This window comes from Streptomyces sp. HP-A2021 (assembly GCF_022807935.1).
Classification (GTDB): Bacteria; Actinomycetota; Actinomycetes; order Streptomycetales; family Streptomycetaceae; genus Streptomyces; species Streptomyces afghaniensis.
In genome coordinates this window covers 3,995,664-4,021,531 of record NZ_CP094344.1, presented here as the reverse complement: position 1 = coordinate 4,021,531, position 25,868 = coordinate 3,995,664, and the positions used below count along the sequence as shown (strand labels likewise).

Here is a 25,868-nt window from a genome sequence, read left to right as displayed (position 1 = left end):
CGTCCCATGGCGGAGGAGACCGCGACCGGCGGGAAACCGACCGTCTACCTGGTGCACGGCCTGCTCGGTACGGGCTACGCCCACTTCAGCCGGCAGATCGGGGCGTGGCGCGACCGCTACCGGGTGATCCCGGTGGACCTGCCAGGACACGGCCGCTGCCCACGGGACGCGGAGGAGGACTACTTCGACGGGGCTCTGCGTCACCTCGTCACGCTTGTGGACGGTTTCGGCCGGGGACGGCTCGTCGGCGCCTCGTACCTGGGCGGTCCGCTCGCCTTCCGCTGCGCGGCCACCCGGCCCGACCTGGTCTCCTCCCTGGTCCTCACCGGCTTCGCCCCGGATGCCGGCAGGGAGGCCTTCCTCTCACTCATCGCGGGGTTCGACCGGCTGGCCGCGGAGCAGCCGGCTCTGGCGGCCGAGTACGAGCGGCTGCACACCGGGCGCTGGAAGCAGACGCTCGCCGCGGTCACGGGGCACTGCGGCCGGGACTTCGAGCGGACGGTGCTCGTGCGCTCGGAGGACCTCGCCTCCCTGCGCGTCCCCGTGTTCATCCTCAACGGCTCGCTGAAGTCGGCCGAGAAGGCCGCGGCGGAGCGCGCCGACGGCCTGGGCGGGCGAGTGCGCGGGCGGGTCGTCGAGGGAGCCGGGCACCTGGTCTGCCACGACAGGCCGGAGGAGTTCAACGAGGCCGTGGAGGCCTTCTGGCAGACGAGCGAGAGGGACAACGCGTGACAGCAGCGACACCACCGCCAGGGACGAAGTCGGGAACGGGGCCGGGAACGGAAACGGAGTCGGAGCTGCGCGCCGGACTCACCGCCCTCCTTCAGGAGAGCGACCCGCACCGGCAGCTCGACTCGCTCGAAAACGTCGTGGTGAGGGCGTACTTCACCAAGCGCATCCCGGAAGCGGGCGCCGTCCCCGGACCCGCCGACGCCCCGAAGACCATCGAAGGGTGGGTGACATGGGCCGTCCGGCGTTCCTCCGGTTCCTGACGGGCCGGCAGCACACCGCCGCCGGGACGCCGCCCACCGGAGTGCGGTGGGACGACGCGTTCGTCACCTGGGACGCCCTGCTGGCTCGCGGCCGTGAACGGTCGTCGGAGGTCCGCCCCGGAGCGACGTACGCCGTGGACCCGGCCGCCGGGCCGGAGTCGCTGGCCTCCCTGTTCGCCGTGGCCACCGTCGCCGGCACGGTGCTGCTGTGGGCGTCCCCGGTGACCCTCGGCGTGCCCCACCGGCAGGTCGCGCCGGCCCTGTTCGAGGTGGCGGACGGTGAGCTGCCGCTGCCCCGCGAGGACCACCGCCCGCTGTGGGGCGTGTGCACTTCCGGCAGCTCCGGCCGGCCCAAGGCGGCGATCGGCTACGCGGACGAGTGGGAGCTCATCGCCCTGCACTGCGAGGCCGCGATGTACGGGGACGTCTTTCCCGGCGGCCCGCCCGAGGCCCTCGCGACGTGCCTGCCCCTGGGCTTCTCGGCCGCCTTCTTCATGTCCGTGCTGCCCGCCCTGTACTTCCGCCGCGACCTGCTCGTCTTCCCGGCGCACGACTGGAGGCCGCTGTACGAGCTGGCGGCCGGCCGGCGCGTGCTGGCGCTCGGCGTGCCGGCCCTGGCCGCCGCCGCCTGCCTGACCGAGGAGTCCGCCGTCGACCTGAGCTCCGTCGCCCTGTTCCTCGGCGGCGGGCATCTGAGCGCCCCCCGGGTGGACCTCATCAGGGAGCGGTTCACCGGCGTGGCCGTCAGCAACCTGTACGGCACCGCGGAGACCGGCGCCATCGCTCTCGACCACGACCCCGGACACAACCGGCACGTCGGCCGCCCGGTGCCCGGCAAGGCCGTCTGGGTGCGGGACGCCGACCAGCGCGGCATCGGAGCCCTCGCCGTGGACGGGCCGGGCCGCTGCCATCACCTGTGGCGTCCGGGTACGGACCCGGTCGCCAGCCCGCCCGGCCACGCCACCGGCACCGACTACGCCCGGTTCGACGCCGACGGCAACCTCTGCCTGGAAGGGCGCGTCGACGGTGGCGAGAAGCTGGCCGGCGTCCTGGTCTACCCGCGCGAGATCGAGCGCCACGTCCTCGACCTCACCGGCGTCAGCGATGTACGGGTCACCGTCGAACGCGCGTCCACCGGCCTGGAGTTCCTGACCGCCAAGGTCGTCGGCAGCGTCGACGCGCACACGGTGCGGGAGCACTGCGCCGCCCTCCCGGAACGGAGCCGGCCCGCCCGTATCACCTGCGCGTCCGAGCGCGAGGCCGCATCCGCCTACAGCACGCACGGAAAGCTCTGACATGGCATCAGGCATGGCACCAGACGAGGCAACCGACACGACGCGCACCGCGACGACGCCCGGTCCGGCCGCGGCCGCCGACCCGGGGCTGAACAGGACCTTCCGCGTCCGCGCCGACGCCTTCTACGTACGCCAGCAGGACGGCGTATGGCTGGGCAACAACACCGGCTCCTTCTCCGTACGCGGTCAGGGGGCGTACGAGCTGGTCAGCTCCCTCTTCGCGGGCCTGGACGGCGAACGCACCCTGCTGGACATCTACGGCAACGTCCCGGAACGGGCCCGTCGCTCGGTGCTCAGCGTGGTCAACGCGCTGCTGCGCAACGGCCTCATCAAGGAGGTCTCGCACCCGGCTGAACCGGTCCCCGCGTGGATGCGCGAGCGGTACGCCACCCACCTCGCCTTCCTGGAGCACCACGCCGACCGGCCGGTCACCCGGCTCCAGCGGGTCCGCACCGGCCGCGTGGTGTGCGCCGGGCGGGGTACGGCGCTGCGCGCCCTCCTCGACGCGCTCCGCGACTTCGGCATCGCCCGGGTGGACGTCCTGGCCGACGGCGACCCCGGTCTGGAGCCGCTGCTGGCCGACACGGCCGCGGCGGATCCCGGCGCGCGCTGGCGCCTGCACGACGGCCTCGGCCCGGCCGACCCGGCCGCCGTCGCGGACCATCCCACAGTGGCCGGGGCCGACGTGGTCCTGCTGGCCTACGACTATGCGGACGCGGCCGGGCTGGCCCGGGCGCAGCGCGCGCTGTGGGCGGGTGGTGCCGCCGTCGGCGTGCTGGCCGGGTGCGGTGACTTCGTGACCGCCGTGGCACCCGGCCGGGACACGCCCTGGTGCTGGGAGTGCGTCCACCGCTCCGTGGCGGGCAGGGCTGTCGGGGAGACCGAGGGACTGGAACCGGCCGTCGCACCGTCGGCCGTCGGCGCCCTGCGGTTGGCGGAGCACACCTTCGTCCTCCTGGCCGGAGTCGAGCCCGTCGACGGGACACCGCTCGACGGGAAACCGGTGACCACGGTGGAACCGCTCGCCCCGGTCGTACGCAACCACTCCGTGGCGCGCCACCCGTGCTGCCCCCACCATCCACCGCTGCGGCCCGTGCCGGCGGACGCCTCGCCCCGGGTGGTGACGCCGGAGGACGCGGTACGGCCCGACATACCCGCCCCGGAGGACCCGCCGACCCGGGTCGAGGTCTCGGACCGCATCGTCGCCGTGAGCGCACGCCTCACCGACCCGCTCACCGGCCCGCTGCTCGCCCTCGGCGAGGACGATCTCGGTCAGCTGCCGCTGTCGGCGAGCGCCTGCCGGATCGCCGACCCGGCGCGCGACGCCGCCGACCCCGGCGGCCTGCGGGTGGTGTGCCGGGCGCTGGCTCCCCGCGAGGCCCGCAACCAGGCCGTGCTGTTCGCGTTGGAGTGGCTGGCCGAACGGGTCGCCCGGGAGAACGGGCTCGCCGCGGCCGCCGCTGCCGGCGCGGCCGCTCCGGGCCAGGGCTACCGGTTCGGCGCCGGATGGTCGTCCGCCGAGGCACACTGCAGGGCCCGTCTGAACGCCGCGCTCGCCGCGCCGGCCGGCGTCCTGGACTGGGCACCGGCTCCCGGCGGCTCGGACGTCGGCGGGCCGGAGTCACGGTTCCTCGCCGGGGCGCTGACCGTGGAGGGCGACCCGTGGAAGGCGACGGCGGTGGAGACGCTGCCCCACGGTGTCGTCCGCGCGCACGTCCGTACCGGAAGCGGAGCCACCGTCACCGGCGTGGGTACCCACCGCGACCAGGCGGTCGGGCACGCCCTGGCCCGGGCCGTCGCACGGCACGCCGCCACGGGCGCGGGCGGCACCGCCGGGGCGGACGACCGGGAAGTGGTGGCGTTCCTCGCCCCGCCCGTCGCGACCTGGACCGACACGCTGCGCGAACCCGGACCCGACGGTGCCCTGGAGTTCACCGCCATGCTGCCGTTCCTCGGCTCCGGCGGCCCCCATGTCGTCGCCGTACCGTCGCCGGAGGTGCCCGCATGAGCCCGGTGACCGCACCGGCCGTCGTCGGCAGGGGAGTGCTCGCCGACCACCTGGCCGAACGGTTCGCCGCCGGCGAAGCCGGTCACCGTACGGCACAGGGGGCGGCACAGGGCATGGCACTGGGGGCGGCGCACGGCGCGGCACCCGCGACGACGGTGCTGGTGGCCGAACTCGACGGGATCGGTGACTTCCAGGACACCGTGGTGGACTGCCTGGTGACGGGCGGTCCGCTCCTGTTCGTCGGCACCTGGCGGTCGCTGGCCTACCTGGGACCGATGTGGGTTCCCGGCTCGCAGGGCTGCTGCCCCAACTGTCTGGTGACCCGGACCGCGAACTCCCCGTTCGGCCCCGACCTGGTGGGCGACGACTTCGCCGAGTCCTGGTCGCACGGGCCCGAGGTCCGCGTGTGGGGGCCGGGCGTGCTGCGCCTGGTCGAGCACCACGTCCGGGCCTGCCTCGCCCGGCGGCGCCCGGACCCCGGCGGGAGGGTCGTCGTGGTGGACGGCGCCACCGGGACGGTCGAGGAACAGACCCTCCTCGCCGACTCCGCCTGTCCGAGCTGCGGTGTGCTGCGCGGGGACACGGCACCCGCCCTCACCCCGCGCGACGTACCGCTCACCAAGATCACCCCGTCCGTGCTGCGTACGCGCGAGGTGGACCAGGAGACCGTACGCCGCGACTACCTCTATCCCGGGCTCGGCCTGTTCAAGGAACTCCGCCAGGACCTGCAGAGCCCCTTCGGCGCCTGCTCGGTGGAGCTGCCGGCCCGCTGGGGCCGCCGCGAACCCGCCATCGGCCGGGCCGCCGACTACCGGACGAGCCGCACCATCGCCGTACTGGAAGGGCTGGAGCGGTACGCCGGCCTCCACCGCGGCGGCGCCGCACCGCCCGTACGGGCGCGGTACGCGGACATCGCGGACCGCGCGCTGTACCCGCCGGACCTGGGCACGCACCCCGAGGAGAGCTACCGGTCGGAAGGGTTCCGCTACCGCCCTTTCGACCCGGACACCGAGGTCGACTGGGTCTGGGCGTACTCCTTCCGCAGGGACGACCGCGTCCTCGTACCGGAGCGGGCGGCGTTCTGGGGACCGCGCCACGACGACGAGGTCTCGTTCTTCTACGACACCTCCAACGGCTGCGCGCTGGGCAACTCGGTGGAGGAGGCGGTCCTGCACGGCCTGCGTGAGCTGGCCGAGCGGGACGCCTTCCTGCTCACCTGGTACCGCGAACTGGATCTCCCCGAGGTCTCCATGGAAGGCGCCGACCGAACCCTGGACCATCTGCTCGCCAAGGCCCGGCTGTTCACCGGGTTCGGGTTCCGCTGCTTCGACGCCACGATGGAGTACGGCATCCCCGCCCTCGTCCTGACGGCCGAGAACGAGGACGCCGCAGGCCCACGGATCTTCGCGGGCTGCGGCTCCCACCCCGATCCCGTACAGGCGGTCGCGGGCGGGTTGCAGGAGCTCGTCGGCACGATCCTCGCCACCCGCGACGCCTACGAGCGCCGCCGGCCCGAGGCCCTGCGCATGCTCGACGACCCGTACCTGATACGGCGCATGGAGGACCACTCCACGGTGGGGGCCCTGCCCGAGGCACGCGAACGGTTCTCGTTCCTCCTCGACCGGGACGACGGCGGACAGGGCCCCGGTCCGGTGCCGCTGGCCCGGGTGCCGAAGACGCTCCGCTCCGACGCGCCCGATCTGAGGGCGGATCTGTTCACCGCCGTGTCCGGGATCCTCGACCGCGGCCTGGACGTGCTGGTCGTCGACCAGACCATGCCCGAGCTGGGGCGCAACAGGCTGAGCTGCGTACGGGTCCTGGTCCCGGGGCTGATCCCGATGACCTTCGGCCACCGCAACCGGCGCACCCGGGGCCTGCCCCGGCTCACGGAGGGAACGGGGCTGCCCTACCGCAGCAGGCTCGCGCCGGAGCACGAGATCGGCTCCGTCCCGCACCCGTTCCCGTGACGCGCATCGGACCGGCAGGCTCCGGAAGGGAGAGCACACAGTGATGAACGAGCCGCGCACACCCGCGACCGGCACGGCGACCGGCGCACCGGCTGCCCTCACGGCGGACGAGGCGTACGCCTACACCTCCGGGCTCCGGCTCGACCCCCGGACGGCCAACCCGGAGGACTGGCGGGTCGACTGGCACGACGGGCCGTGGCCGGTCAAGGTCTACACCGGCGGACGCCGGCTGCGGCTGGGGCCGGACGGCGCCCCGCACCTCGCCGCCCTGCACCGGCTGCTGTACGACGCCTTCGCGATCAGCCGGGTGCGCGCCGACCCGGCGGGCGGAGTGCACGCCACCCCGTCCGACCCGCGGCCGCACCGGGGCTCCAGCGTGCAGCTGCGCCGTCCGATCCCGTCGGGCGGGTCGATGTACCCGACGGAGGCGTACACCGTCCTCACCGGCGAGGACCTGGGATGCCACTACGACCCCTACCGGCATGAGCTGACCCGCGTGCGGGGCCGCGGGACGGTCCGGGCCGTCCGTACGGCCCTGGGCATGTCCGCCCACGAGCCCCTCCCGCCCGCGCTGCTCGTGATCACCAGCCGCTTCTGGAAGAACTTCTACAAGTACGGCGACTTCTCCGCCCGGCTGGGTGCGGTCGACGCCGGTGTGGCGGTGGGACGGGCCGTACGGCTGGCCCGCGCCGCCTTCGGACACGCCGATGTGCGCTCGGCGTTCGACGACACGGCGCTGCACGCCTGCCTGGGCCTGGACGAGACGGTGGAGAACGTCCTCACGGTCATCGGCCTCGGCCACCCGGTCACGGGCACCGGCAAAGGCGCCACGCCGGCTGCCGCCCCCGGACCCGTGCCCGCCGTACTGGAGCGCTCGCGTGTGATCAAGCGCTCCGTCCGTTTCGACGCGCTCCAGCGGGCCGCTCGCGCCCCAGGCCGGACGCCGCCACGCCCGCCGAGTTCTCCCCCCACCGTCCCGGCCGATGACGTGACCCTCGGCCTGCCCGCACCGCACCGACCCGACCTGCTGGCCGCGCCCGTGCTCGCCCGGCGCGCCTCGCGCGGGCGGCTGTTCACCGGTTCCGAGGTGACCGGAGAGCGGCTCGCGACCGTGCTGCACCACACCGCCGAGGGGCTGCGCGAGCTGGCACGCGACTGTCCCGACGGACTCGGCGCGCGAGCGGCGGAGACGGCGCTGTACTGCGCGGTGCACCGCGTCCACGGTGTCGCCCCGGGCTGGTACCGCTACCTGGCGGGTCCGCACGCCCTGCTGCCGGTCGGCGCGGGAGCCGACCCGGACTGTGCGCGGCGGGTCCAGGAGGCTCTGTTCGCGGCCTCCTTCAACGCCGAGCTGGCCGCCTTCACGGTGCACGTGGTGACCCCGCTCGACTGGCGCGGCGCGGTGGGGGCGCGGCCCTACCGCGAGCAGCAACTGGCCGTCGGCGCGGCGGTCGAGGGCGTGACGCTCTGCGCGGCGGCCGCGGCGGAGGACCTCAGCGGGCACGCCGTGCTCGGGTTCGACGTGACGGCGATGGACCGGGCCTACGGCCTCGAAGACAGCGGCAGCGGCACACAGGCGCAGGTCTGCGTGGGGGCGTTGCGCTCCGATCCGAACTGGGAGATTGCGGTGATTCCGCGGTGACGACGACCGACCATGACACGCCACATCACGCAGCAGCGCGGGACGCAGCAGTGCTGCGCAGCTCAGCGCAGGACGTCACGGCACGCGACCGGGCACAGCAGGCGGCCGGATTCAGCCCGTACTACCTCTTCCGCCGCGGCACGCTCGGCCTGCCCGCGCTGGAAGGGCTGGCACCGAGCCGGACGTGGCCGCTCCTGGCGGAGGCCGAGCGCGCGAGGGCTCGCCGCGAGGAGCTGCGCGACCGGCTGGAGGACGCGCTGTACGAAGCCGTACCGGCGCTGGCCACCGAGGAGCGGCACGAGATCCTGGGGCTGCGTCGTGCCATCCACAACGACCGCCTCCCCGACGCCCCGGACGCCGTCCGGCTCCTGGAGGACGAGCCGCGCGAGCTGCTGGAGGCATGGCTGCGGCACCGCGCCGACGGCACGCGGCTGATGCGGGAGGCGGAGGCCGCGCTCGCCGCCGAACTGGACGCGGGCCGCCGTGTCCTGGCGGACACCGCCCACCAGGAGGACTTCCAGCGAGGGCTCCAGCTGTCGGACGAGCGCACCTGGCGGACCGTGCTCGACTACGCCGCCGATCCGTTCTCACCTCGCCGCAAGCCCAGCCGGAGACGCCGCGTCGAGAACACCCTGACCAGCTTCGCGTACCGGGTCGTCTTCAAGCCCTCGCCGTTCGCGTCCTTCACCGAGATCGGCGCCGCCCCGTGGCAACCGGGCACCACCGAGCACCAGCCGGAGCCCGCGCCGAAGGGACGGCCCGTGCAGGCGCGGCTCAGCGCCGGCCTGCTCTCCTGGATGGCGTACGAACTGCACCGGCTCGACCGCGCCGACGAGCTCATGCGCATCCGGCTCAACAACTCGCTGACCGCGCGGGGCGACCGGGTGTTCTGCGTCCAGCGCGCCCCCGACGGCGCCGAGGAGGCCGCGTACGGCACCTCGCGCGTCGTCAGCGCCCGCGACACCGCCTTGCTGCACCTGCTGCGGCAGCTGCTCGCGGACGGCGAACGGCCCGAACGGTACGTCCGCGACAGGCTGGTGGCGGCCGGACTGGCCCCGCAGGCCGCGGCCAAGGCCCTGGACCAGCTCGTCCGGGCCGGTATCTGCCACCGTGGACTCGGGCTGCCGGACCAGCACCCGCGTCCGGCTCAGGCCATCGCCCAGCGGCTGCGCGGACTGGGCACCGACCAGGCGGGCGGTTGCGCCGTGGTCTTCGAGCGCCTCCAGGCCATCGAGGACGGTTTCTCCGCCGCGACGGCGCGGCGCCGTGCCGCGCTCCTGGCCGAGGTACGGGAACAGGTCGACGCCTTCGTGGCCGCCGTCGGCTGCCGGGCACCGGCCCCCGAGGCGATGCGCTCCACGCTGTACGAGGACGTCGGCACCCGGGAACCCGCCCGCACCTGGCAGCCAGCGCTCCTGGAGGAGAACCGCTGGGCCCTGGAGGTGTTCCAGCGGGTCGTCCCCGTGCTGGACGACGCGAGCATCGAGAAGGCGGGCCTGTACGCCTTCTTCACCGGCCGGTACGGGGAGCCGGCGGCCGACGTGCCGTTCACCGAGTTCTACCGGGCCTTCTCCGAGCTGTCCCCGGCCGAGGCGAGCGCGGTCGCCGGCGGCCTCGGCGATCCGCACTGCGACGACATCCGCCGGCTGCGCCGGGAGTTCGCTGATCTGCTGCGTACCGAACTGCGTACCGGACCGCGTACCGAAGCACGTACCGAACTCCGCCTCGACCCGGACCGGTTGCGCGCGTTCGCGGACCGGCTGCCCCCGGCCCTGGCCCCCTGGCGGTCCGCCGCCTACCGCGTGCAGTTCGCCGCCGACCCCGGCCGGCGGATCGCCGTCGTCAACGGCGTCACCACCGGACACGGCGTGTTCTTCTCCCGCTTCTGCGAACTGCTGGAGCCGGACCGGCCGGACACCTGGAGCCTCACCGAGGCTCTGCGCGACCGGATCGCCGAGACGACACCCCGGCAGTGCGACATCACGGCGGTGCTCGGCCTCAACTTCAACCTGCACCCACGCCTCAGCCCGTACGAACTCGTCTACCCCGGCTCCGTCCCGCACACCGCCGCCGACCGCGACCACACGCTCACCCTCGCGGACCTCGTCGTCCGGCCCGATCCGGCGCGGCGCGTGCTGACGCTGGTCAGCGTCCGGGACGGGCAGCCGCTGGACCTCGTACCGCTCAACTTCCTCTACCCCGCGGCGGCGCCCGCCCTCTACCGGCTGCTGTGCGCGTTCGCCCCCACGCGTACATACCGGGGCGGGCTGTGGGACCAGCTGGACCGGGCCGACGCCCTCGCGGGACGGGCCGCCGGGCACACCGGCGCACCGACGGCCGAGCGGACGCGGCCGCGCGTACTCCTCGGGGACATGGTGCTCGACCGCGCGTCGTGGCGGTGTCCCACCGATGCCGTTCCGGCCGGGGAGGGTCTGGAACGCCAGGAGGCCGGCGCCCTCGCCGCGTTCGACCGCTGGCGCCGGGACCGGGGCATACCCCGGCACACCTTCTTCCGCATCACCGCGGCACCGGCCGTCGCGCCGGGCGAGCACGACCTGCTGGCGGAGACCAGGCGGTGGGCTCTCGAAGCGCGCACGGCCAGGCTGCACAAACCGCACTACCTCGACGCCCGCAACCCCTTCCTGCTCCAGATCCTGGCCCGGCAGCTCGCGGAGGCCGGCGACGGGGCCACGGTCACCTTCCACGAATGCCTGCCGCACGCCGAGGACTACGACGGACGGGACGGCCGCCCCACCGGCGCCGAGGAGTTCTTCGTCGAGCTCACCCTCGGACCCTCGGCGGCCGACGCGGACCCGCACACCCGAGGGGACGACGATGTCAACGACTGAGTGGTACGGCCTGCACATCCACCGCTACACCGAGCAGGACGCCTTCCTGGTGGACGCGGTGGCCCCGGCCGTCGCCCCGCTGTACGACTCGGGGGTCCTGGAGCGCTCCTTCTTCCTCCGCTACTGGCAGGGCGGCCACCACATCCGCCTGCGACTGCGTCTCGCCGGGCCCGACCCCGAGTCCGGGGAGCGGCACGTACGCGAGGTGGCCGGCCGGCTCGCCGCCCACCTGGCCGAGTTCCCCGGAGGCACCGGTCCCACCGCCGAGGAGTTCCGGGACGCCCAGGCCACCATGGCGGCGCTGGAGTCGGAGACGCCCGACGAGCTGCGCCCGCCGGACTCCATCCACCGGGTCCCGTACACGCCGGAGTACGGCAAGTACGGGGGAGAGGACGGCGTCGCCATCGCCGAGCGGTTCTTCGACCGCAGCAGCGCGGTGGCGCTGGCCGCGCTGCGCGCCATCGACGGGTCCTCCGCCAAGCGGCTCGGCACTGCCTTCTCCATGATGCTGCGCGGTCTGGGCGCCGCCCGGCTGTCCCCGGCCGACATGGCGGCCTTCTTCGCCCACTACTGCCTGGTGTGGTCGCCGTACGTCTTCGACCGGTTCCTCGACACCTGGCCGGACCTGCTGAGCCGGCGCCGGGCCCCCACCGCCGCGCACGCCGCACGGCTGCTGGGCCTGCCGCACCCGCCGGACGCGCCGTCGGACCCGTTCGGCCGGGCCGTGCACGAGGCGTGGCAGGCGCTGGACGGCGCGAGCGGCAGCGTGCTGCCCGCGGTCACGCTCGGCGGCGACGACGCCTCGCCGGAACGCCGGCGGCAGATCGTCCTGCTCAGCTACCTGCACACGCACAACAACAGGCTGGGCCTGATCCCCGAACAGGAGTCGTTCCTGGGATACCTCGGCCACCACGTCGTCAGCGACGTCGCCGGCACCGACCCGTCGGCCGGTCTGCTCGACCGCGTACGCGAACACCGCAGGGCACGTCTCGCGGCGCATCCCGAAGTGCCGTCCGGGCACTACTGAACAGGAGACTCCCTTGGACATCGCCGACCGTACCTATCCCTTCACCCGCCACGTCCCCTTTCAGATGCCGGAGGAGTTCGCCTGGCTGCGGGCGAACCGGCCCGTCAGCCAGGTACGCCTGGAGAGCGGTGACACCGCCTGGCTGATCACCCGGTACGAGGACGTGCGCGCGGCCCTCACCGACCAGCGCTTCAGCCGGACCATCAACCGCGAAGGCGCCGCGCGGGTGGACACCGGCTTCCAGGCCGACGCGTCCAGTCCTGTCTTCAACTTCGGCGGTTCGATATCCGAGCCGCCCGGCCACACCCGCTGGCGGCGGATCGTCAACCAGGCGTTCACCGCACGGCAGGCGGAGGCCATGCGCGGCGCGATCGCCGCGCACACCGACGAACTGCTGGACGACCTGGCCTCGCGTGACGGCGGCTTCGACCTGATGGCCGACTACGCCTACAAACTGCCCATCCGGGTCATCTGCGACCTGCTGGGCCTGGAGGACGAGGCCCGCCCCGAGTTCACCGCCCTGGCCGCCCAGCTCACCCGGCGCGACATGCAGTCCTCCTTCATCGAATTCGGCCAGGCACTCCAGTCCATCGGCCGCTACGCCATCGGCCTGATCGTCCGCAAACGGCAGAACCTCGGCGACGACCTGCTGAGCACCCTGATCGGCCTGCGGGACGAGGACGACGGGCGGCTCAACAACGAGGAGCTGGTCTCCACGGTGATCCTGCTGCTGATGGCCGGCTACGAGTCCACCGCCGTCCAGCTCGGCAACGCCTTCTACGCACTCTTGCGCCACCCCGAGCAGATGCGCAGGCTGCGGGCCGAGCCGCAGCTGATCCAGGGCGCGGTCGAGGAGATACTGCGCTACGCCCAGATGGGCACCGGCTATGCGATCGCCAAGTTCACCACCGAGGACCTCGAGGTGTCGGGCACGAAGATCCCGGCCGGCTCCACGGTCTTCGTCTCGCTCGCCTCGGCCAATCGGGACGAGAAGATCTTCGGCGACGACGCCGCCGTGTTCGACGTCGGCCGCGGCTGCGCCCACCGGCAGACCGCCTTCGGCCACGGGCCCCACTTCTGCCTGGGCGCGGCACTGGCCAGGGCCGAGATGCAGGAGGGCATCGCCCGGATGCTGGCCCGGTTCCCGGACCTCAGGTTCGACGGCCCCGATCTGGACGGCGTCCCGCTCGCCAGCAACCTGTTCACGTTCTACCCGGCCGTACTGCCGGTGCGGGTCTGAGGAGGCGGCCGTGGAAGCAGCAGCTCAGAGCGTGTATCCCTTCGAGCAGAAGTGCCCCTTCGCCCCGCCGGAGGAGCTCACCTGGCGGCGCAGGAACGCCCCCGTGTCCCAGGTGCGGCTGGCCAACGGCGGCACGGCGTGGCTCGTCACGCGGTACGACGACGTCCGCACCGTGCTGACGGACCCGCGCTTCAGCCGCCGTCAGGTCCGCGAGGCCGCCGTGCGCGGCGGCCCGCCGGGCGCCCCGGCCCCGGCGCCCCAGGGCGGCAGCGCCCGTATCACCCCGCCTCCGTCCGGCCGGTTCGACTTCGGGATGTCGCTGTCCGACCCGGACCGCCATGCCGCATGGCGGCGTACGCTCGCCTCGGTCCTCACACCCAGGCACGCCGAATCGCTCCGGGAGAGGGTCGCCCGGGCCGTCGAGGAGACCCTGGACGAGCTCCAGGGCGGCCCGCAGCCCGCGGACCTGGTCTCCGGCTTCGCCTACCAGGTGCCCGTGCGGGTCCTGTGCGAGCTGTTCGACCTGCCCGAGGACGTACGCCCGGCCTTCCGCGCCTGGGCCGCGCTGGTACGAGCCGCCGCCCCGTCCACGGCCGCCTTCGGCGAGGCGATGGGCTCGCTGTACGGCGTCGCCCGGCGCCTGGTGGACAAGGAACGCGCCGCTCCCGGCCAGGGCGTCATCGGTCTGCTGCTCACCGCCGCGGGGGAGGAGGCCGCGCCGACCGACGAAGAACTGCTCACGACGGTGATGCTGCTGGCGACCGCCGGCTACGAGTCCACCGCCGTCCAGTTCGCGAACGGACTGCTGGCGCTGTTCCAGCACCCCGGCGAGGCGGCACGGCTGCGTGCGGGCCAGGTCTCCGCGGCGGCGGCCGTGGAGGAGATCCTCCGGTACGCGCAGGCCGGCACGGGTTTCGCCGGTACGACCGTCACCACGGAGGACGTCCGGCTGGGCGGGGAGACCATCCCCGCCGGATCCACCGTCTTCATCTCACTGGACTCGGCGGGCCGGGACGAGAGCCACACCGACCGCCCTGACGAGTTCGACCTGGGCCAGGGCGCTCCCCACCACCACCTCACCTTCGGCGCGGGATCGCACTTCTGCCTGGGCGCGGCGCTCGCCCGCGTGGAGCTCCAGGAGGGGATCGCCCGGCTCCTGCGGAGGTTCCCCACGCTGCGTCCCCACGACAGTCCGGAGGCGGTGGAGTTCACCGCCAACCTCTTTCACCGTTATCCGCGCGAACTCACGGTGGTGTGGTCATGACCGAGAAGACGACCGAGGAGACGGCCGGGGAGACGTGCCCGCTGTACTGCACGGTCATCCTGTGGGACCTGTCCCGCTCGCAGCAGACGGTCGCGTCACTGCGGAGCTACCTGCGTGATTACGCGGTCGAGGCGTACGCGAAGACGCCGGGACTGCGCCAGAAGGTGTGGATCTCCTCGACCGGCCCCGAGGGCGAGCAGTGGGGCGCCGTCTACCTGTGGGACACCGAGGAGGCCGCGTACGGGCGGCCGCCCGGGGTGTCGAAGGTCGTCGAGCTCATCGGATACCGCCCCACCGAGCGCCGGTACTTCAGCGTCGAGGCGGCCACCGAGGGCCCGAGCCCGGTCGGGCCGCTCGTCGCGGGGCTCGGGCTGGCCTACCGGGAGGGGGCGCCGGAACCGCTGACCCGGCCCCGCGAGTTCCTGCCGCCCGGCAAGGACGCCTTCATCCCAGCGGCCCCGGCCCCGCACCCCCCGCAGCGGCCGGTCAGCTGAGGGTCCGGCCGATCCACTCGCGCACCTGGGCGTGGTGGGCGGCCCAGGCTTCCGACACCTGCGCGCCCCAGGCCCGCAGCAGCGTCCGGTACTCCTGGGCGCCCGCCGCGCGCACCACGTCGGCGGCGGACATCCGGGAGTGCAGTGTCTCGGCGGACGGCCGCGGTTCCAGCGGGCGGAACCCCCCGTGGGCCACCATGCGCTTGTGGAGCCGCGGGCCGAGCCGGGGATCGGCATCGTCCTCCACGAACATGCCCAGGGTCATCAGGCAGATCGACAGCCGCTGCACCGCGCGGTGATCGTCGCCGCCGGGGTGCTGGACGAAGTAGGCGTCCACGAGGATCTGGTGCAGCGGCCGGCGATCCTCGTCGATGTACGAGGCGGCGAGCAGTTCCATATAGGGAGCCCGGCACCGCTCACAGTCGAAGGTCCCGTACATCACGTTCCGTCATCGCCCTTCCCGCGAGCACGACGCGTGCCCACTCGTCCACCGTCTCCCACCTCCGGCACCACCCGCGATCAGCTCGTCCGGCGTGTTGGGGGGCCGGCCCATTGTTTTGACCGGAGTGGTTGCGATAGGTACGCTCAGACCTTGTGCCTGGGGTGTGCCCTGGCTCTCGTGCGTGCCATCACCCGCACTGCGAGCTGACACCGGCCACCGCAATCTGCGCTTAATTCTGCCTGGCGGCGGGAGTCCGCGAGATTCGACACACCCGACCGCGTGGGTCGGCGACGTTCCAGGTTAGCTTCACCATTCGGCACACAGAAACCGGAGAAGTAGTGCCTACGATCCAGCAGCTGGTCCGCAAGGGCCGGCAGGACAAGGTCGAGAAGAACAAGACGCCCGCACTCGAGGGTTCGCCCCAGCGTCGCGGCGTCTGCACGCGTGTGTTCACGACCACCCCGAAGAAGCCGAACTCGGCCCTGCGTAAGGTCGCGCGTGTGCGTCTGACCAGCGGGATCGAGGTCACCGCTTACATTCCGGGTGAGGGACACAACCTGCAGGAGCACTCCATCGTGCTCGTGCGCGGCGGCCGTGTGAAGGACCTGCCGGGTGTTCGCTACAAGATCATCCGCGGCTCGCTCGACACCCAGGGTGTCAAGAACCGCAAGCAGGCCCGCAGCCGCTACGGCGCCAAGAAGGAGAAGTAAGAATGCCTCGTAAGGGCCCCGCCCCGAAGCGCCCGGTCATCATCGACCCGGTCTACGGCTCTCCTCTGGTGACCTCCCTGATCAACAAGGTGCTGCTGAACGGCAAGCGCTCCACCGCCGAGCGCATCGTCTACGGCGCCATGGAGGGCCTGCGCGAGAAGACCGGCAACGACCCGGTCATCACGCTGAAGCGCGCTCTCGAGAACATCAAGCCGACCCTCGAGGTCAAGTCCCGCCGTGTCGGTGGTGCCACCTACCAGGTCCCGGTCGAGGTCAAGCCCGGCCGTGCCAACACCCTGGCGCTGCGCTGGCTCGTCGGTTACTCCCGCGCCCGTCGCGAGAAGACCATGACCGAGCGTCTGCTCAACGAGCTCCTCGACGCCAGCAACGGCCTGGGTGCCGCTGTGAAGAAGCGCGAGGACACGCACAAGATGGCCGAGTCCAACAAGGCCTTCGCGCACTACCGCTGGTAGTCGCAGACCCCATCGAGACCGAGAGAAGACTGAAGCCTTATGGCTACCACTTCGCTTGACCTGGCCAGGGTCCGCAACATCGGGATCATGGCCCACATCGACGCGGGCAAGACGACCACCACCGAGCGGATCCTGTTCTACACCGGCGTTTCGTACAAGATCGGTGAGGTCCACGACGGCGCCGCCACCATGGACTGGATGGAGCAGGAGCAGGAGCGTGGCATCACGATCACCTCTGCTGCCACCACCTGTCACTGGCCGCTCGAGGGCGACGACTACACCATCAACATCATCGACACCCCGGGTCACGTCGACTTCACCGTCGAGGTGGAGCGCTCCCTGCGCGTGCTCGACGGTGCCGTGACGGTGTTCGACGGTGTCGCCGGCGTTGAGCCCCAGTCCGAGACCGTGTGGCGTCAGGCGGACCGCTACGGCGTTCCGCGTATCTGCTTCGTCAACAAGCTCGACCGCACCGGCGCGGAGTTCCACCGCTGCGTCGACATGATCAGCGACCGCCTGGGCGCGCAGCCGCTGGTCATGCAGCTGCCGATCGGTGCCGAGGCGGACTTCAAGGGCGTCATCGACCTCGTGACGATGAAGGCCCTGGTCTGGTCGGCCGAGGCGACCAAGGGCGAGATGTACGACACCGTCGACATCCCGGACACCCACGTCGAGGCTGCCGAGGAGTACCGCGGCAAGCTGCTCGAGGCCGTCGCCGAGAACGACGACGAGCTGATGGAGCTGTACCTGGAGGGCACCGAGCCCACCGTGGAGCAGCTCTACGCCGCGATCCGTCGCATCACCATCGCGTCCGGCAAGGGCGGCGGCACCACCGTCACCCCCGTGTTCTGCGGTACCGCGTTCAAGAACAAGGGCGTTCAGCCCCTGCTCGACGCGGTCGTGCGCTACCTGCCCACCCCGCTCGACGTCGAGGCCATCGAGGGCCACGACGTCAAGGACCCGGAGCAGGTCATCGCGCGCAAGCCGTCGGACGAGGAGCCCCTCGCCGCGCTCGCGTTCAAGATCATGAGCGACCCGCACCTCGGCAAGCTCACCTTCGTCCGCGTGTACTCCGGCCGCCTGCACTCCGGCACCGCCGTGCTGAACTCGGTCAAGGGCCGCAAGGAGCGCATCGGCAAGATCTACCGCATGCACGCCAACAAGCGTGAGGAGATCGAGTCGGTGGGCGCCGGCGACATCGTCGCCGTCATGGGCCTGAAGCAGACCACCACCGGTGAGACGCTGGCGGACGAGAAGAACCCGGTGATCCTGGAGTCCATGGACTTCCCGGCGCCGGTCATCGAGGTCGCCATCGAGCCCAAGTCGAAGGGCGACCAGGAGAAGCTCGGCGTCGCGATCCAGCGCCTGGCCGAGGAGGACCCCTCCTTCCAGGTGCACACCAACGAGGAGACCGGCCAGACCGTCATCGGCGGTATGGGCGAGCTTCACCTCGAGGTGCTCGTCGACCGCATGAAGCGCGAGTTCAAGGTCGAGGCCAACGTCGGCAAGCCGCAGGTCGCGTACCGCGAGACGATCCGCAAGGCCGTCGAGAAGGTCGAGTTCACCCACAAGAAGCAGACGGGTGGTACCGGCCAGTTCGCTCGCGTGATCATCGCGATCGAGCCGATCGAGGGCGGCGACGCCTCTTACGAGTTCATCAACAAGGTGACCGGTGGCCGTGTGCCGAAGGAGTACATCCCTTCGGTGGACGCCGGTGCGCAGGAGGCCATGCAGTTCGGCATCCTCGCCGGTTACGAGATGACCGGTGTCCGCGTGACGCTGCTCGACGGTGCCTACCACGAGGTCGACTCCTCCGAGCTCGCGTTCAAGATCGCCGGTTCGCAGGCCTTCAAGGAGGCCGCGCGCAAGGCCAGCCCCGTACTGCTCGAGCCGATGATGGCCGTCGAGGTCACCACGCCCGAGGACTACATGGGTGAGGTCGTCGGTGACATCAACTCCCGCCGTGGCCAGATCCAGGCCATGGAGGAGCGGGCCGGTGCCCGCGTCGTGAAGGGCCTCGTGCCCCTTTCGGAGATGTTCGGCTACGTCGGCGACCTGCGCAGCAAGACGTCCGGCCGCGCCAGCTACTCCATGCAGTTCGACTCCTACGCCGAGGTTCCGCGGAACGTCGCCGAGGAGATCATCGCGAAGGCCAAGGGCGAGTAACGCACAGCGTCTGCACGCCGTAGGCTTGACTCCGGAGCCTTGAGGGGCATTCCGCCGCAATCTGGTGAGAGTGCCCCGGGGCCCGGGCTTTCCAGCAAAGATCACCTGGCGCCGATGAGTAAGGCGTACCAGAACCACTCCACAGGAGGACCCCAGTGGCGAAGGCGAAGTTCGAGCGGACTAAGCCGCACGTCAACATCGGCACCATCGGTCACATCGACCACGGTAAGACGACCCTCACGGCCGCCATTACCAAGGTGCTGCACGACGCGTACCCGGACCTGAACGAGGCCTCGGCCTTCGACCAGATCGACAAGGCTCCTGAGGAGCGCCAGCGCGGTATCACCATCTCCATCGCGCACGTCGAGTACCAGACCGAGACGCGTCACTACGCCCACGTCGACTGCCCCGGTCACGCGGACTACATCAAGAACATGATCACGGGTGCGGCGCAGATGGACGGCGCCATCCTCGTGGTCGCCGCCACCGACGGCCCGATGCCGCAGACCAAGGAGCACGTGCTCCTGGCCCGCCAGGTCGGCGTTCCGTACATCGTCGTCGCCCTGAACAAGGCCGACATGGTGGACGACGAGGAGATCCTGGAGCTCGTCGAGCTCGAGGTCCGTGAGCTCCTCACCGAGTACGAGTTCCCGGGCGACGACGTTCCCGTCGTCAAGGTCTCCGCTCTGAAGGCCCTCGAGGGCGACAAGGAGTGGGGCAACTCCGTCCTCGAGCTCATGAACGCCGTCGACACCGCCATTCCGGAGCCGGAGCGCGACGTCGACAAGCCGTTCCTCATGCCGATCGAGGACGTCTTCACGATCACCGGTCGCGGTACGGTCGTCACCGGCCGTATCGAGCGTGGTGTCCTGAAGGTCAACGAGACCGTTGACATCATCGGCATCAAGCAGGAGAAGACCACCACCACGGTCACCGGCATCGAGATGTTCCGGAAGCTCCTCGACGAGGGCCAGGCCGGTGAGAACGTCGGTCTGCTCCTCCGTGGCATCAAGCGCGAGGACGTCGAGCGCGGCCAGGTCATCATCAAGCCGGGCTCGGTCACCCCGCACACCGAGTTCGAGGCGCAGGCCTACATCCTGTCCAAGGACGAGGGTGGCCGCCACACGCCGTTCTTCAACAACTACCGCCCGCAGTTCTACTTCCGTACGACGGACGTGACCGGCGTGGTGACCCTCCCCGAGGGCACCGAGATGGTCATGCCGGGTGACAACACCGAGATGAAGGTGGAGCTCATCCAGCCCGTCGCCATGGAGGAGGGCCTGAAGTTCGCCATCCGTGAGGGTGGCCGGACCGTGGGCGCCGGCCAGGTCACCAAGATCAACAAGTGAGTCTTCGGACTGGCTTGAGGGTCCACTGACCTGAGTGGCTCGGAGGGCCCGCACGACTTCGGTCGTGCGGGCCCCTTTGCCTTTGGTTATTGCAGGTTCTGTAGGTGGGGGTGGTCGTACGAGGCCGTGCAGAGGTAGATCTGCATGCCGTAGCCGCGGCCGATGGTGAGTTGAGTGGCGTTGCCCGGGCGGCGCAGCCCAGGACCGGTGCGGTCCACGTCCTCGACCGGTCGCCAGCTCAGGCTGCCGCCGTCCCACTCGCTGCCTTTGACGTAGAGCAGCGGCATGACGTCCGATCCGCACTCCGCGCAGGCCATGGGGAAAGGGTCGGTGAAGCTCCACGGGGCGTGGCCGCCGACCTTGCAGCCGGGCGCCACCGCCAGGTCATACTGGTAGACCACCCCCTGGCTGTCCTCCCAGGCCTCTATCCGGTCGGCCAGTTCTTCGGGCAGTTCGTGCGGAGCCGGGTATTCGGTGGCCTGTTCCGGGTGCAGGACGCAGGGCTCGGGCAGGAAGTTGCCCTTGCCGATGACCGACGGCTGCGGGGTGGCCGCGAGCCGGTCGGTCACGTCGGTGGCGGTGCGCCAGCGCAGTGCGGTGCGTGGCAGGTAGTCCCCGGCATGGTCGGCCGCGCACCACAGCACCTGCAGCACGTCGCGGCCGTCCGGGCGGGGCAGGCCGGGGACGTCCCGGGCGTAGAGCTGGGCGACGGGGACCATCAGGGCCTCGTCGTTCTCCTGCGGTACGCGCCGGCGCTTTTCCGCGCGGTCGACGATCACACGTTCCTCGGCCGTCAGCAGGTCCGCACCATCGGCCCGGGGCCTGCTCCACGCCTCGTCCAGGATGCGCCGGCGGAGCCGTACGTCGTCGGGCACGACGCCGCGTTGCCAGGGGCCGGAGTGGTCCGGGCAGGTCGGCCACGGTTCGTCGGCCGGCCACAGCAGCGGGCCACCGATCGAACTGTCGCCGGTGGTGGGCGCACCGGCGCGGGGGTGCAGCCGCACGGTGGTCCGGGCGTGTGGTGTCAGCTCGGGGAAGTGGGCTAGGACGTCGACAGGGCGCGGTGGGGTGGTGCGTGCCATGGGCAGGGAGCCTAAAGGGCGCCGCTATCGGCTCACTCCTGCGGGGCGCCGCTGTCCCGGTACAGGGGCAGGCCGTCCGTCGCGATCGTCCAGTCGGCGATGGTCACGTCCTCGCCGTAGACGAAGTCCTTGCGGGTCGCGTAGCGCGGGCCGTCCGGTGTGGGGTGGATGTCGGTGAGGACGGTGCCGGTGCCGGTGCGGGGGTCGAAGACGGCGTAGACGGCGATGCCGATGAGGGGGTAGTCGCGCATCTTGGTGACCCAGTCGTTGTCCGGGTTCGAGCGGGAGACGACTTCGATGGCGGCGACCAGCGTGCGGGGGTCGAAGGAACCCGGGACGTCCATGTCCTCCAGGGCGATCACCATCACGTCGGGACGGCGCATGATGCCCTCGGACTCGTCCTCCACATCGGGTTCGCCGGTGTGGGCCACGATCTCCTCCGGCATCACCTTTTCGAGGCGTCTCCGCAGGTGGAGGGTGGTCAGCTCGTGCGGACCCACGGGCGCCATCATGTCGTGGACGATTCCTTCCTTGGTGACCTCGAACTTGCCGGGCAGGGAGTCGTCCGTGGTCTGGACGAAGTCCCGCATGGCCCGATACCGGTGGGAGGCGCCCTGCTGCTCGTTCTCCGAGGCGGTGGTCATGGCGCTCGCTCCTCGTCTGTGCCCAGGGGCAAGGATCGTCGCTCTCATGCTAAGCGGCCTCCGGGAGACTTGATCGGCAATCGCGGCAGTGGCCGGGGGCCGGTGCGCGGAAGGCGCGGTCGCAGCCGTCGCAGGTCTGGAATCGGTGAGGTGCGGTCGGCCGGGGCGCAGGCGCGCGGAACGGGGGCGGGGGTGGCAGCTGAGCCGTGAGGCGGTGGGCCAGGAGGGCGGCCGGGCGGTGGAGGGACTCGGGTGGGAGGTCGGCCGTCAGGGCGTGGCGTACGGCTGTGGCGGAGACGTCGCGTTCCAGCCAGGCGGCGACACCGGGGGCGAGGTGGGCGACGTCGCGGGTGGAGAGCAGGAGGCGGGTGTCCTCGCGGTGGAGGCCTGCGAGGAGGTCCGTGGCCTGTCGGAGGAGGGCGGGTGCGGGGTAGGCCGGGTGCGGTACGGCCGGGAGGAGCTTGCTGCCGGGCGGCCTCGTTTGCTTTCCCGGGGCTGGGCGAAGGGCGTCCGTACGGCCGTGACCTGGCTGGTTGCAGGAGATCGTGCGGGTGATGATCCGGCCGCCGGGGACGCGTTCGCGCACGCGTCGTAGGTAGCCGTGGGTCTCCAACTCGCGCAGAGCCGCGGCGATACGCGTTGTGCCCTCCGGGAAGCGGGCGGCGAGGGTCTTGATGTCGATTCGGGCGCCCGCCGGGAGCGACTGGATGTGCACGGCCAGCCCGATTGCGAGGAGCGACAGCTCCGCGTGCTGAGCGAGATGGTTGCCGATCACCGTGAAGCGGGCGGTGTGGCGGGTGTTGTCGTGAACCAGGCCGGCGTGGGGGTGCCGCCGGTTCGGGTGCTTCTTCCCGGTTACGGGGGTGTGGGCGTGCGAGGGCACGTTAGGGTTCTGCGTATCCATCGGGAAGCTCTCTCTTCCTCGGTGGTCAGGCCCTCGCACTGGGATGCCAGTCCCGGCGAGGGCCGTCGCATGTCTGCGGTTGTGTTGCGCTGAGCGTAGGGCAGGCAATGGCTCCCGAATCCAGCTGAGTTGGCGATGTTCACTCGCGTGAGTGAGCGAGCGAGTGAGTCGGCGGCCTGGGCGGGAGGGGTGGGGCTTGGTGGGGTTCTTTCCTCCTCGTGGTCCTTGAAGGAGACCGCCTGCGGCACCGGAGCGCGAGGTGTTGGGACCCGGTGCTCCAGGTCAGAGGGTGAGTTCGGCCCAGACGGTCTTGCGCGGCGGCAGGCCCGGGGTGACACCCCAGCGGTCGGCGAGCGCGTCGACGATGAGCAGGCCGCGGCCGGACTCGGGCTCGTGGCTGGGCAGTTGGGGTGTCGGCAGTCGGTCGCCGCGGGTGTCCGTGACCTCGATGCGGAGGGTGCCGGCCACGACGTAGAGGAGCAGGCGGAAGTCGCGGCCCGGGATGCGGCCGTGTTCCGCCGCGTTGGCCGACAGCTCTGCGATGACCTGCCTCGCCGGGTCCAACGGCAGTCCCCAGGAGCGCAGTTGTTCGGTGGCCAGGAGACGGGCCAGGCGGGCGCCGCGGGGAGTGGGAGACAGCTGGACGCTGAAGTTGCGGACAGGGGTGGTGAGTTCAGGGGGTTGCTGCTTCACGTCACTCAGCGTGGCCGTCCGTGCTTACAGTGAACAGTGACTCAGCGGGTGCGTACGGTAACTGTCCGGAGCTTGTCCGGTCGTGTCCGGGCTGTCGGGGCCGGGCGTACGGGTAGGGCGCTGGGCACGGTCGTGCGACGGAAGGGTGCGGGATGACGGCGGTCGAGGCGGACGCGGGTCGGCTCAAGGGCGAGGCGGACGAGCCGGGTTGGGAGGTGGATCCGGACGACGAGTGGGGTGTCGCCGTCATCGCGACCGTAGGGCGGCAGCTCAAGCTGCGGCGGGAGGCAGTGGGGATGCGCGCAGCCGAGTTCGGGACGGCGGTCGGGTACGGCGAGGACATGGTCTACAAGATCGAGGGCGGGAAGCGGATTCCTCGGCAGGACTATCTGGTCAGGGCAGATGAGGTGTTGGGGGCGGGTGGGCTGATTGCGGCGACGTGGGAGGACGTGAAGAGGGTTCGGTATCCCAAGCGGGTGCGGGAGCTGGCCAAGTTGGAGGGGCAGGCGGTTGAGATCGGGGTGTACGAAAGCATCAGCATCAACGGCCTGTTGCAGACCCCGGATCACGCGCGAGCCCTGTTCGAGTCCTGGCAGCCTGCGTACGCGCCGGACGAGGTGGAGCGTCTGGTGGCTGCGCGCACGGCCCGGCAGTCCGTGTTCGAGCGGTCACCGGCGCCGTCGCTCAGCTTCGTCCAGGAGGAGGCGACGCTGCGGCGCCCGGTTGGGGGCACAATGGTCTGGCGTCAGCAGCTTGAGCGCCTGCTGGAGGTGGGGCGGTTGCGTAACGTCAGGCTTCAGGTGATGCCGACGAGCAGCGAGGCCCATCCCGGTCTGAACGGGAGGATCGAGGTGCTGAAGTTCGGGGACGGTACTGCGGTGGGCCGGTCCGACGGCGCCTTCAACGGGCGACCGACCACTGATCCGAAGCAGATCCGGATCCTCGAACTGCGGTATGGCACCATCCGAGCTCAGGCCCTTCCACCACGGGAGTCGCTGGCCTTCATTGAGCAACTGCTGGGAGAGACATGATCCGCAAGCCCTCGATCGGGGACGCCTCCGAACTGGCGTGGTTCAAGAGCAGCTACAGCAGTGGCCCTGATGGCGACTCCTGCGTGGAGATCGCGACCACTCCGGGTGTGATTCACGTCCGCGACTCAAAGCAGGCCGCAGGCCCCCGGCTCGCCCTCGCGCCGGAGGCCTGGTCGGACTTCGTGGCGTCGGTCTAGCCGTCGTTCCGCAGGACGCTCACCGCGCGGTCGAACGCGGAGTCCCGCTTCGACGTCGTCTGGTCCGCCGAGCGGATCCTCGGTGACAATCTCTCGTTCCGCAACGACGAACAGTACAAGTCCCTGTACATGAAGTTCGATTCGCTCATGTTCTTCGGAGACAACGGCGGGGGAGACCAGTTCGCCTTCGTCCGGCGACTCGAACGCCACGAGGTGTTCGTCTGGGACCATGAGACGGACAGCAGAATCCTCGTGGCGCCGAGCCTGGAGCGGTATGTGCGCAGTGCGCTGGAGAGCGACGGCGAGGATTGGTATCGGTAGGGATACTGCTCATGGCGTCGGATCGTGACTGGGAAAGCGGCAAGGGCCTGCTGGGCATCGACGACCCCGCCGAGTGGGATGCCGCGTGGGAGCGCGGTGAGAGTTGTCTCGGCACAGCGGCGATCGGGTTGGCGCTCCAGTGTTCGCTGGAGGAGGCCTCGCCTCGGATCGTGAGGGCGACGCAGTTGCCGCACCCCGAGCAGCGGGGGTACGCCTTCACCGCCGCGGGTACCGCAGCGCGACTCAACCGGGAGCTGACGCCGGAGCTGTACGCGGTGCTGCGCAGGGAGGGGCCCAAGGGCCTGGCCGAGGACGCCATCAACGACACCCTGACTCGCGACGGTGCGGAACAAGGTGGAGGGCTGGTGGCTGCAGTTCGCGGACGCCGTCGGGGAGACGCGGCGGGCGGGGCGCGGGCGTCGTTCCCGGCACTGATCCTTTTCCCTACCGCCGCGTGAACCAGGTCGCCGTGACGTCATTGGCGAACGACCGGCGTTCCGTCACGCTGAAGAGCGTGGGGTCGAACGCCCCGTCGAACGCCGGGATACCGGCCCCGGCCACCACCGGATAGCTCTTGATGATCAGTCTGTCGATCTCGGGCAACAGAGATCCCGCGAGCCGACCGCCTCCGCACAGCCAGATGTCCTTCCCTTCTTCTGCCTTGAGCTTGCGGACCAGTTCGAGCGGGCTGTCCTTGACCACGGTCACGTTCGGGTCGGGGCCGACCCCGAGCGTGCTCGACACCACGTACTGACGCAGGTGTCTGTACGGGCTGGTGATGCCCGCATCCAGCACGGCGCGATAGGTGCCCAGCCCCATCAGCACGGTGTCGAAGTGGAGGTTGGGCGCATCGGCTAAGCCGTGCGCGGCGCGCAGCGCGGTGGGGACGGTCTCGGGATAGCGCTCATTCATCCAGGCGCTGTAGGCGGCTGCCTGCTCATCGTCGCCTGCCGGGTAGAAGTCGAACTCTCCGCCGGGGCCGGCGATCCGGCCGTCGAGGGAGACGGCGACGTAGTAGACGAGTTCTCGCATCGATGCAACTCCATTCGTAGTACTCTGCTCGGAGTACTGTGAACGT

At 71.2% G+C, this 25,868-nt stretch carries 25 protein-coding genes; 19 read left to right on the top strand and 6 right to left on the bottom strand.

All coding sequences use genetic code 11. The annotated features are described in order from the left end of the window. The first annotated feature begins 6 nt into the window (after positions 1–6). The 11 genes from MQE23_RS18135 to MQE23_RS18085 are packed head-to-tail and all read left to right on the top strand — an operon-like array spanning position 7 to position 14,778. A complete protein-coding gene (locus MQE23_RS18135; protein ID WP_243379612.1) occupies positions 7–732 on the top strand; it encodes an alpha/beta hydrolase in 726 nt (241 codons plus the stop codon). Further along, the gene (locus MQE23_RS18130) at positions 729–992 is read left to right on the top strand and encodes a hypothetical protein (protein ID WP_020274906.1); all 264 of its coding nucleotides are present in this window, start codon (positions 729–731) and stop codon (positions 990–992) included. The genes MQE23_RS18135 and MQE23_RS18130 overlap by 4 nt, the downstream gene beginning before the upstream one ends. After that, positions 962–2,287, top strand: a complete 1,326-nt coding sequence (locus MQE23_RS18125) for an AMP-binding protein (RefSeq protein ID WP_243379611.1) — start codon at positions 962–964, stop codon at positions 2,285–2,287. Before MQE23_RS18130 ends, MQE23_RS18125 begins: the two co-directional genes overlap by 31 nt. A 13-nt stretch (positions 2,288–2,300) precedes the next feature. Continuing rightward, positions 2,301–4,295, top strand: a complete 1,995-nt coding sequence (locus MQE23_RS18120) for a hypothetical protein (protein ID WP_243379610.1) — start codon at positions 2,301–2,303, stop codon at positions 4,293–4,295. Continuing rightward, the gene (locus MQE23_RS18115) at positions 4,292–6,262 is read left to right on the top strand and encodes a TOMM precursor leader peptide-binding protein (protein ID WP_243379609.1); all 1,971 of its coding nucleotides are present in this window, start codon (positions 4,292–4,294) and stop codon (positions 6,260–6,262) included. Before MQE23_RS18120 ends, MQE23_RS18115 begins: the two co-directional genes overlap by 4 nt. A gap of 43 nt (positions 6,263–6,305) precedes the next feature. After that, complete coding sequence (locus MQE23_RS18110; RefSeq protein ID WP_243379608.1) at positions 6,306–7,904, top strand: hypothetical protein; 1,599 nt, start codon at positions 6,306–6,308, stop codon at positions 7,902–7,904. A 50-nt stretch (positions 7,905–7,954) separates the two neighbouring features. After that, the gene (locus MQE23_RS18105) at positions 7,955–10,753 is read left to right on the top strand and encodes a lantibiotic dehydratase (protein ID WP_243379607.1); all 2,799 of its coding nucleotides are present in this window, start codon (positions 7,955–7,957) and stop codon (positions 10,751–10,753) included. Continuing rightward, complete coding sequence (locus MQE23_RS18100; RefSeq protein ID WP_243379606.1) at positions 10,740–11,780, top strand: lantibiotic dehydratase C-terminal domain-containing protein; 1,041 nt, start codon at positions 10,740–10,742, stop codon at positions 11,778–11,780. Before MQE23_RS18105 ends, MQE23_RS18100 begins: the two co-directional genes overlap by 14 nt. Positions 11,781–11,793: 13 nt before the next feature. After that, positions 11,794–13,020 carry a cytochrome P450 gene (locus tag MQE23_RS18095; protein WP_020274915.1) on the top strand — a complete coding sequence of 409 codons (1,227 nt, stop codon included), beginning with the start codon at positions 11,794–11,796 and terminating at the stop codon, positions 13,018–13,020. Between the two features lie 10 nt (positions 13,021–13,030). Continuing rightward, positions 13,031–14,284, top strand: coding sequence for a cytochrome P450 (locus MQE23_RS18090; RefSeq protein WP_243379605.1), 1,254 nt, complete (start codon positions 13,031–13,033; stop codon positions 14,282–14,284). Then, positions 14,281–14,778, top strand: coding sequence for a YdhR family protein (locus MQE23_RS18085; protein ID WP_243379604.1), 498 nt, complete (start codon positions 14,281–14,283; stop codon positions 14,776–14,778). The genes MQE23_RS18090 and MQE23_RS18085 overlap by 4 nt, the downstream gene beginning before the upstream one ends. On the opposite strand, the gene MQE23_RS18080 is transcribed toward MQE23_RS18085, so the two are convergent. Continuing rightward, positions 14,771–15,217, bottom strand: a complete 447-nt coding sequence (locus tag MQE23_RS18080) for a DUF5946 family protein (RefSeq protein ID WP_279345150.1) — start codon at positions 15,215–15,217, stop codon at positions 14,771–14,773. The two genes, MQE23_RS18085 and MQE23_RS18080, sit on opposite strands and share 8 nt — an antisense overlap. Positions 15,218–15,558: 341 nt before the next feature. On the opposite strand from MQE23_RS18080, the gene rpsL reads away from it, so the two are divergent. From rpsL to tuf, 4 genes are all read left to right on the top strand, one after another. Then, the gene (gene rpsL / locus MQE23_RS18075; RefSeq protein ID WP_003948652.1) at positions 15,559–15,930 is read left to right on the top strand and encodes a 30S ribosomal protein S12; all 372 of its coding nucleotides are present in this window, start codon (positions 15,559–15,561) and stop codon (positions 15,928–15,930) included. A gap of 2 nt (positions 15,931–15,932) precedes the next feature. Then, on the top strand, positions 15,933–16,403 hold the full coding sequence (rpsG, locus tag MQE23_RS18070) for a 30S ribosomal protein S7 (RefSeq protein WP_003998848.1): 471 nt from the start codon (positions 15,933–15,935) through the stop codon (positions 16,401–16,403). Between the two features lie 39 nt (positions 16,404–16,442). Then, a complete protein-coding gene (gene fusA, locus MQE23_RS18065) occupies positions 16,443–18,569 on the top strand; it encodes an elongation factor G (RefSeq protein ID WP_020274920.1) in 2,127 nt (708 codons plus the stop codon). Between the two features lie 155 nt (positions 18,570–18,724). Continuing rightward, positions 18,725–19,918: an elongation factor Tu gene (tuf, locus tag MQE23_RS18060; protein WP_020274921.1), complete on the top strand. Its 1,194-nt coding sequence runs from the start codon at positions 18,725–18,727 to the stop codon at positions 19,916–19,918. Positions 19,919–20,004: 86 nt separating this feature from the next. On the opposite strand, the gene MQE23_RS18055 is transcribed toward tuf, so the two are convergent. The 4 genes from MQE23_RS18055 to MQE23_RS18040 all read right to left on the bottom strand — a co-directional run bounded on the left by MQE23_RS18055 (position 20,005) and on the right by MQE23_RS18040 (position 23,241). Beyond that, positions 20,005–21,000, bottom strand: a complete 996-nt coding sequence (locus tag MQE23_RS18055; RefSeq protein ID WP_243379603.1) for a hypothetical protein — start codon at positions 20,998–21,000, stop codon at positions 20,005–20,007. 32 nt (positions 21,001–21,032) lie between these two features. Beyond that, on the bottom strand, positions 21,033–21,644 hold the full coding sequence (locus MQE23_RS18050) for a Uma2 family endonuclease (protein WP_020274923.1): 612 nt from the start codon (positions 21,642–21,644) through the stop codon (positions 21,033–21,035). 49 nt (positions 21,645–21,693) lie between these two features. Next, positions 21,694–22,548 carry a helix-turn-helix domain-containing protein gene (locus MQE23_RS18045; RefSeq protein ID WP_243379602.1) on the bottom strand — a complete coding sequence of 285 codons (855 nt, stop codon included), beginning with the start codon at positions 22,546–22,548 and terminating at the stop codon, positions 21,694–21,696. A 282-nt stretch (positions 22,549–22,830) separates the two neighbouring features. Continuing rightward, positions 22,831–23,241: an ATP-binding protein gene (locus MQE23_RS18040; RefSeq protein WP_243379601.1), complete on the bottom strand. Its 411-nt coding sequence runs from the start codon at positions 23,239–23,241 to the stop codon at positions 22,831–22,833. A 152-nt stretch (positions 23,242–23,393) separates the two neighbouring features. Here MQE23_RS18040 and MQE23_RS18035 point away from each other — a divergent pair, with 152 nt between their 5' ends. The 4 genes from MQE23_RS18035 to MQE23_RS18020 all read left to right on the top strand — a co-directional run bounded on the left by MQE23_RS18035 (position 23,394) and on the right by MQE23_RS18020 (position 25,248). Then, positions 23,394–24,272 carry a helix-turn-helix transcriptional regulator gene (locus tag MQE23_RS18035; RefSeq protein WP_243379600.1) on the top strand — a complete coding sequence of 293 codons (879 nt, stop codon included), beginning with the start codon at positions 23,394–23,396 and terminating at the stop codon, positions 24,270–24,272. Then, positions 24,269–24,469: a DUF397 domain-containing protein gene (locus MQE23_RS18030; protein WP_020272651.1), complete on the top strand. Its 201-nt coding sequence runs from the start codon at positions 24,269–24,271 to the stop codon at positions 24,467–24,469. Before MQE23_RS18035 ends, MQE23_RS18030 begins: the two co-directional genes overlap by 4 nt. 75 nt (positions 24,470–24,544) lie before the next feature. Continuing rightward, complete coding sequence (locus MQE23_RS18025) at positions 24,545–24,790, top strand: SMI1/KNR4 family protein (RefSeq protein WP_347710165.1); 246 nt, start codon at positions 24,545–24,547, stop codon at positions 24,788–24,790. A gap of 11 nt (positions 24,791–24,801) precedes the next feature. Then, positions 24,802–25,248: a hypothetical protein gene (locus MQE23_RS18020; RefSeq protein WP_243379599.1), complete on the top strand. Its 447-nt coding sequence runs from the start codon at positions 24,802–24,804 to the stop codon at positions 25,246–25,248. Here the strand turns inward: MQE23_RS18020 and MQE23_RS18015 are convergent. After that, positions 25,235–25,822 (bottom strand): dihydrofolate reductase family protein, encoded by a 588-nt coding sequence (locus MQE23_RS18015; protein WP_020272648.1) that lies wholly within the window; start codon positions 25,820–25,822, stop codon positions 25,235–25,237. The genes MQE23_RS18020 and MQE23_RS18015 overlap by 14 nt on opposite strands. Positions 25,823–25,868 lie beyond the last annotated feature (46 nt).

Excerpts from the sequence above, each read along its gene's own strand:
- MQE23_RS18135 (WP_243379612.1), top strand. The coding sequence starts at position 7 with ATGGCGGAGGAGACCGCGACCGGCGGGAAACCGACCGTCTACCTGGTG.
- MQE23_RS18125 (WP_243379611.1), top strand. The coding sequence starts at position 962 with ATGGGCCGTCCGGCGTTCCTCCGGTTCCTGACGGGCCGGCAGCACACC.
- MQE23_RS18120 (WP_243379610.1), top strand. The coding sequence starts at position 2,301 with ATGGCACCAGACGAGGCAACCGACACGACGCGCACCGCGACGACGCCC.
- MQE23_RS18115 (WP_243379609.1), top strand. The coding sequence starts at position 4,292 with ATGAGCCCGGTGACCGCACCGGCCGTCGTCGGCAGGGGAGTGCTCGCC.
- MQE23_RS18110 (WP_243379608.1), top strand. The coding sequence starts at position 6,306 with ATGAACGAGCCGCGCACACCCGCGACCGGCACGGCGACCGGCGCACCG.
- MQE23_RS18100 (WP_243379606.1), top strand. The coding sequence starts at position 10,740 with ATGTCAACGACTGAGTGGTACGGCCTGCACATCCACCGCTACACCGAG.
- MQE23_RS18085 (WP_243379604.1), top strand. The coding sequence starts at position 14,281 with ATGACCGAGAAGACGACCGAGGAGACGGCCGGGGAGACGTGCCCGCTG.
- MQE23_RS18080 (WP_279345150.1), bottom strand. The coding sequence starts at position 15,217 with ATGTACGGGACCTTCGACTGTGAGCGGTGCCGGGCTCCCTATATGGAA.
- rpsG (WP_003998848.1), top strand. The coding sequence starts at position 15,933 with ATGCCTCGTAAGGGCCCCGCCCCGAAGCGCCCGGTCATCATCGACCCG.
- fusA (WP_020274920.1), top strand. The coding sequence starts at position 16,443 with ATGGCTACCACTTCGCTTGACCTGGCCAGGGTCCGCAACATCGGGATC.
- MQE23_RS18055 (WP_243379603.1), bottom strand. The coding sequence starts at position 21,000 with ATGGCACGCACCACCCCACCGCGCCCTGTCGACGTCCTAGCCCACTTC.
- MQE23_RS18050 (WP_020274923.1), bottom strand. The coding sequence starts at position 21,644 with ATGACCACCGCCTCGGAGAACGAGCAGCAGGGCGCCTCCCACCGGTAT.
- MQE23_RS18045 (WP_243379602.1), bottom strand. The coding sequence starts at position 22,548 with ATGGATACGCAGAACCCTAACGTGCCCTCGCACGCCCACACCCCCGTA.
- MQE23_RS18035 (WP_243379600.1), top strand. The coding sequence starts at position 23,394 with ATGACGGCGGTCGAGGCGGACGCGGGTCGGCTCAAGGGCGAGGCGGAC.
- MQE23_RS18030 (WP_020272651.1), top strand. The coding sequence starts at position 24,269 with ATGATCCGCAAGCCCTCGATCGGGGACGCCTCCGAACTGGCGTGGTTC.
- MQE23_RS18020 (WP_243379599.1), top strand. The coding sequence starts at position 24,802 with ATGGCGTCGGATCGTGACTGGGAAAGCGGCAAGGGCCTGCTGGGCATC.
- MQE23_RS18015 (WP_020272648.1), bottom strand. The coding sequence starts at position 25,822 with ATGCGAGAACTCGTCTACTACGTCGCCGTCTCCCTCGACGGCCGGATC.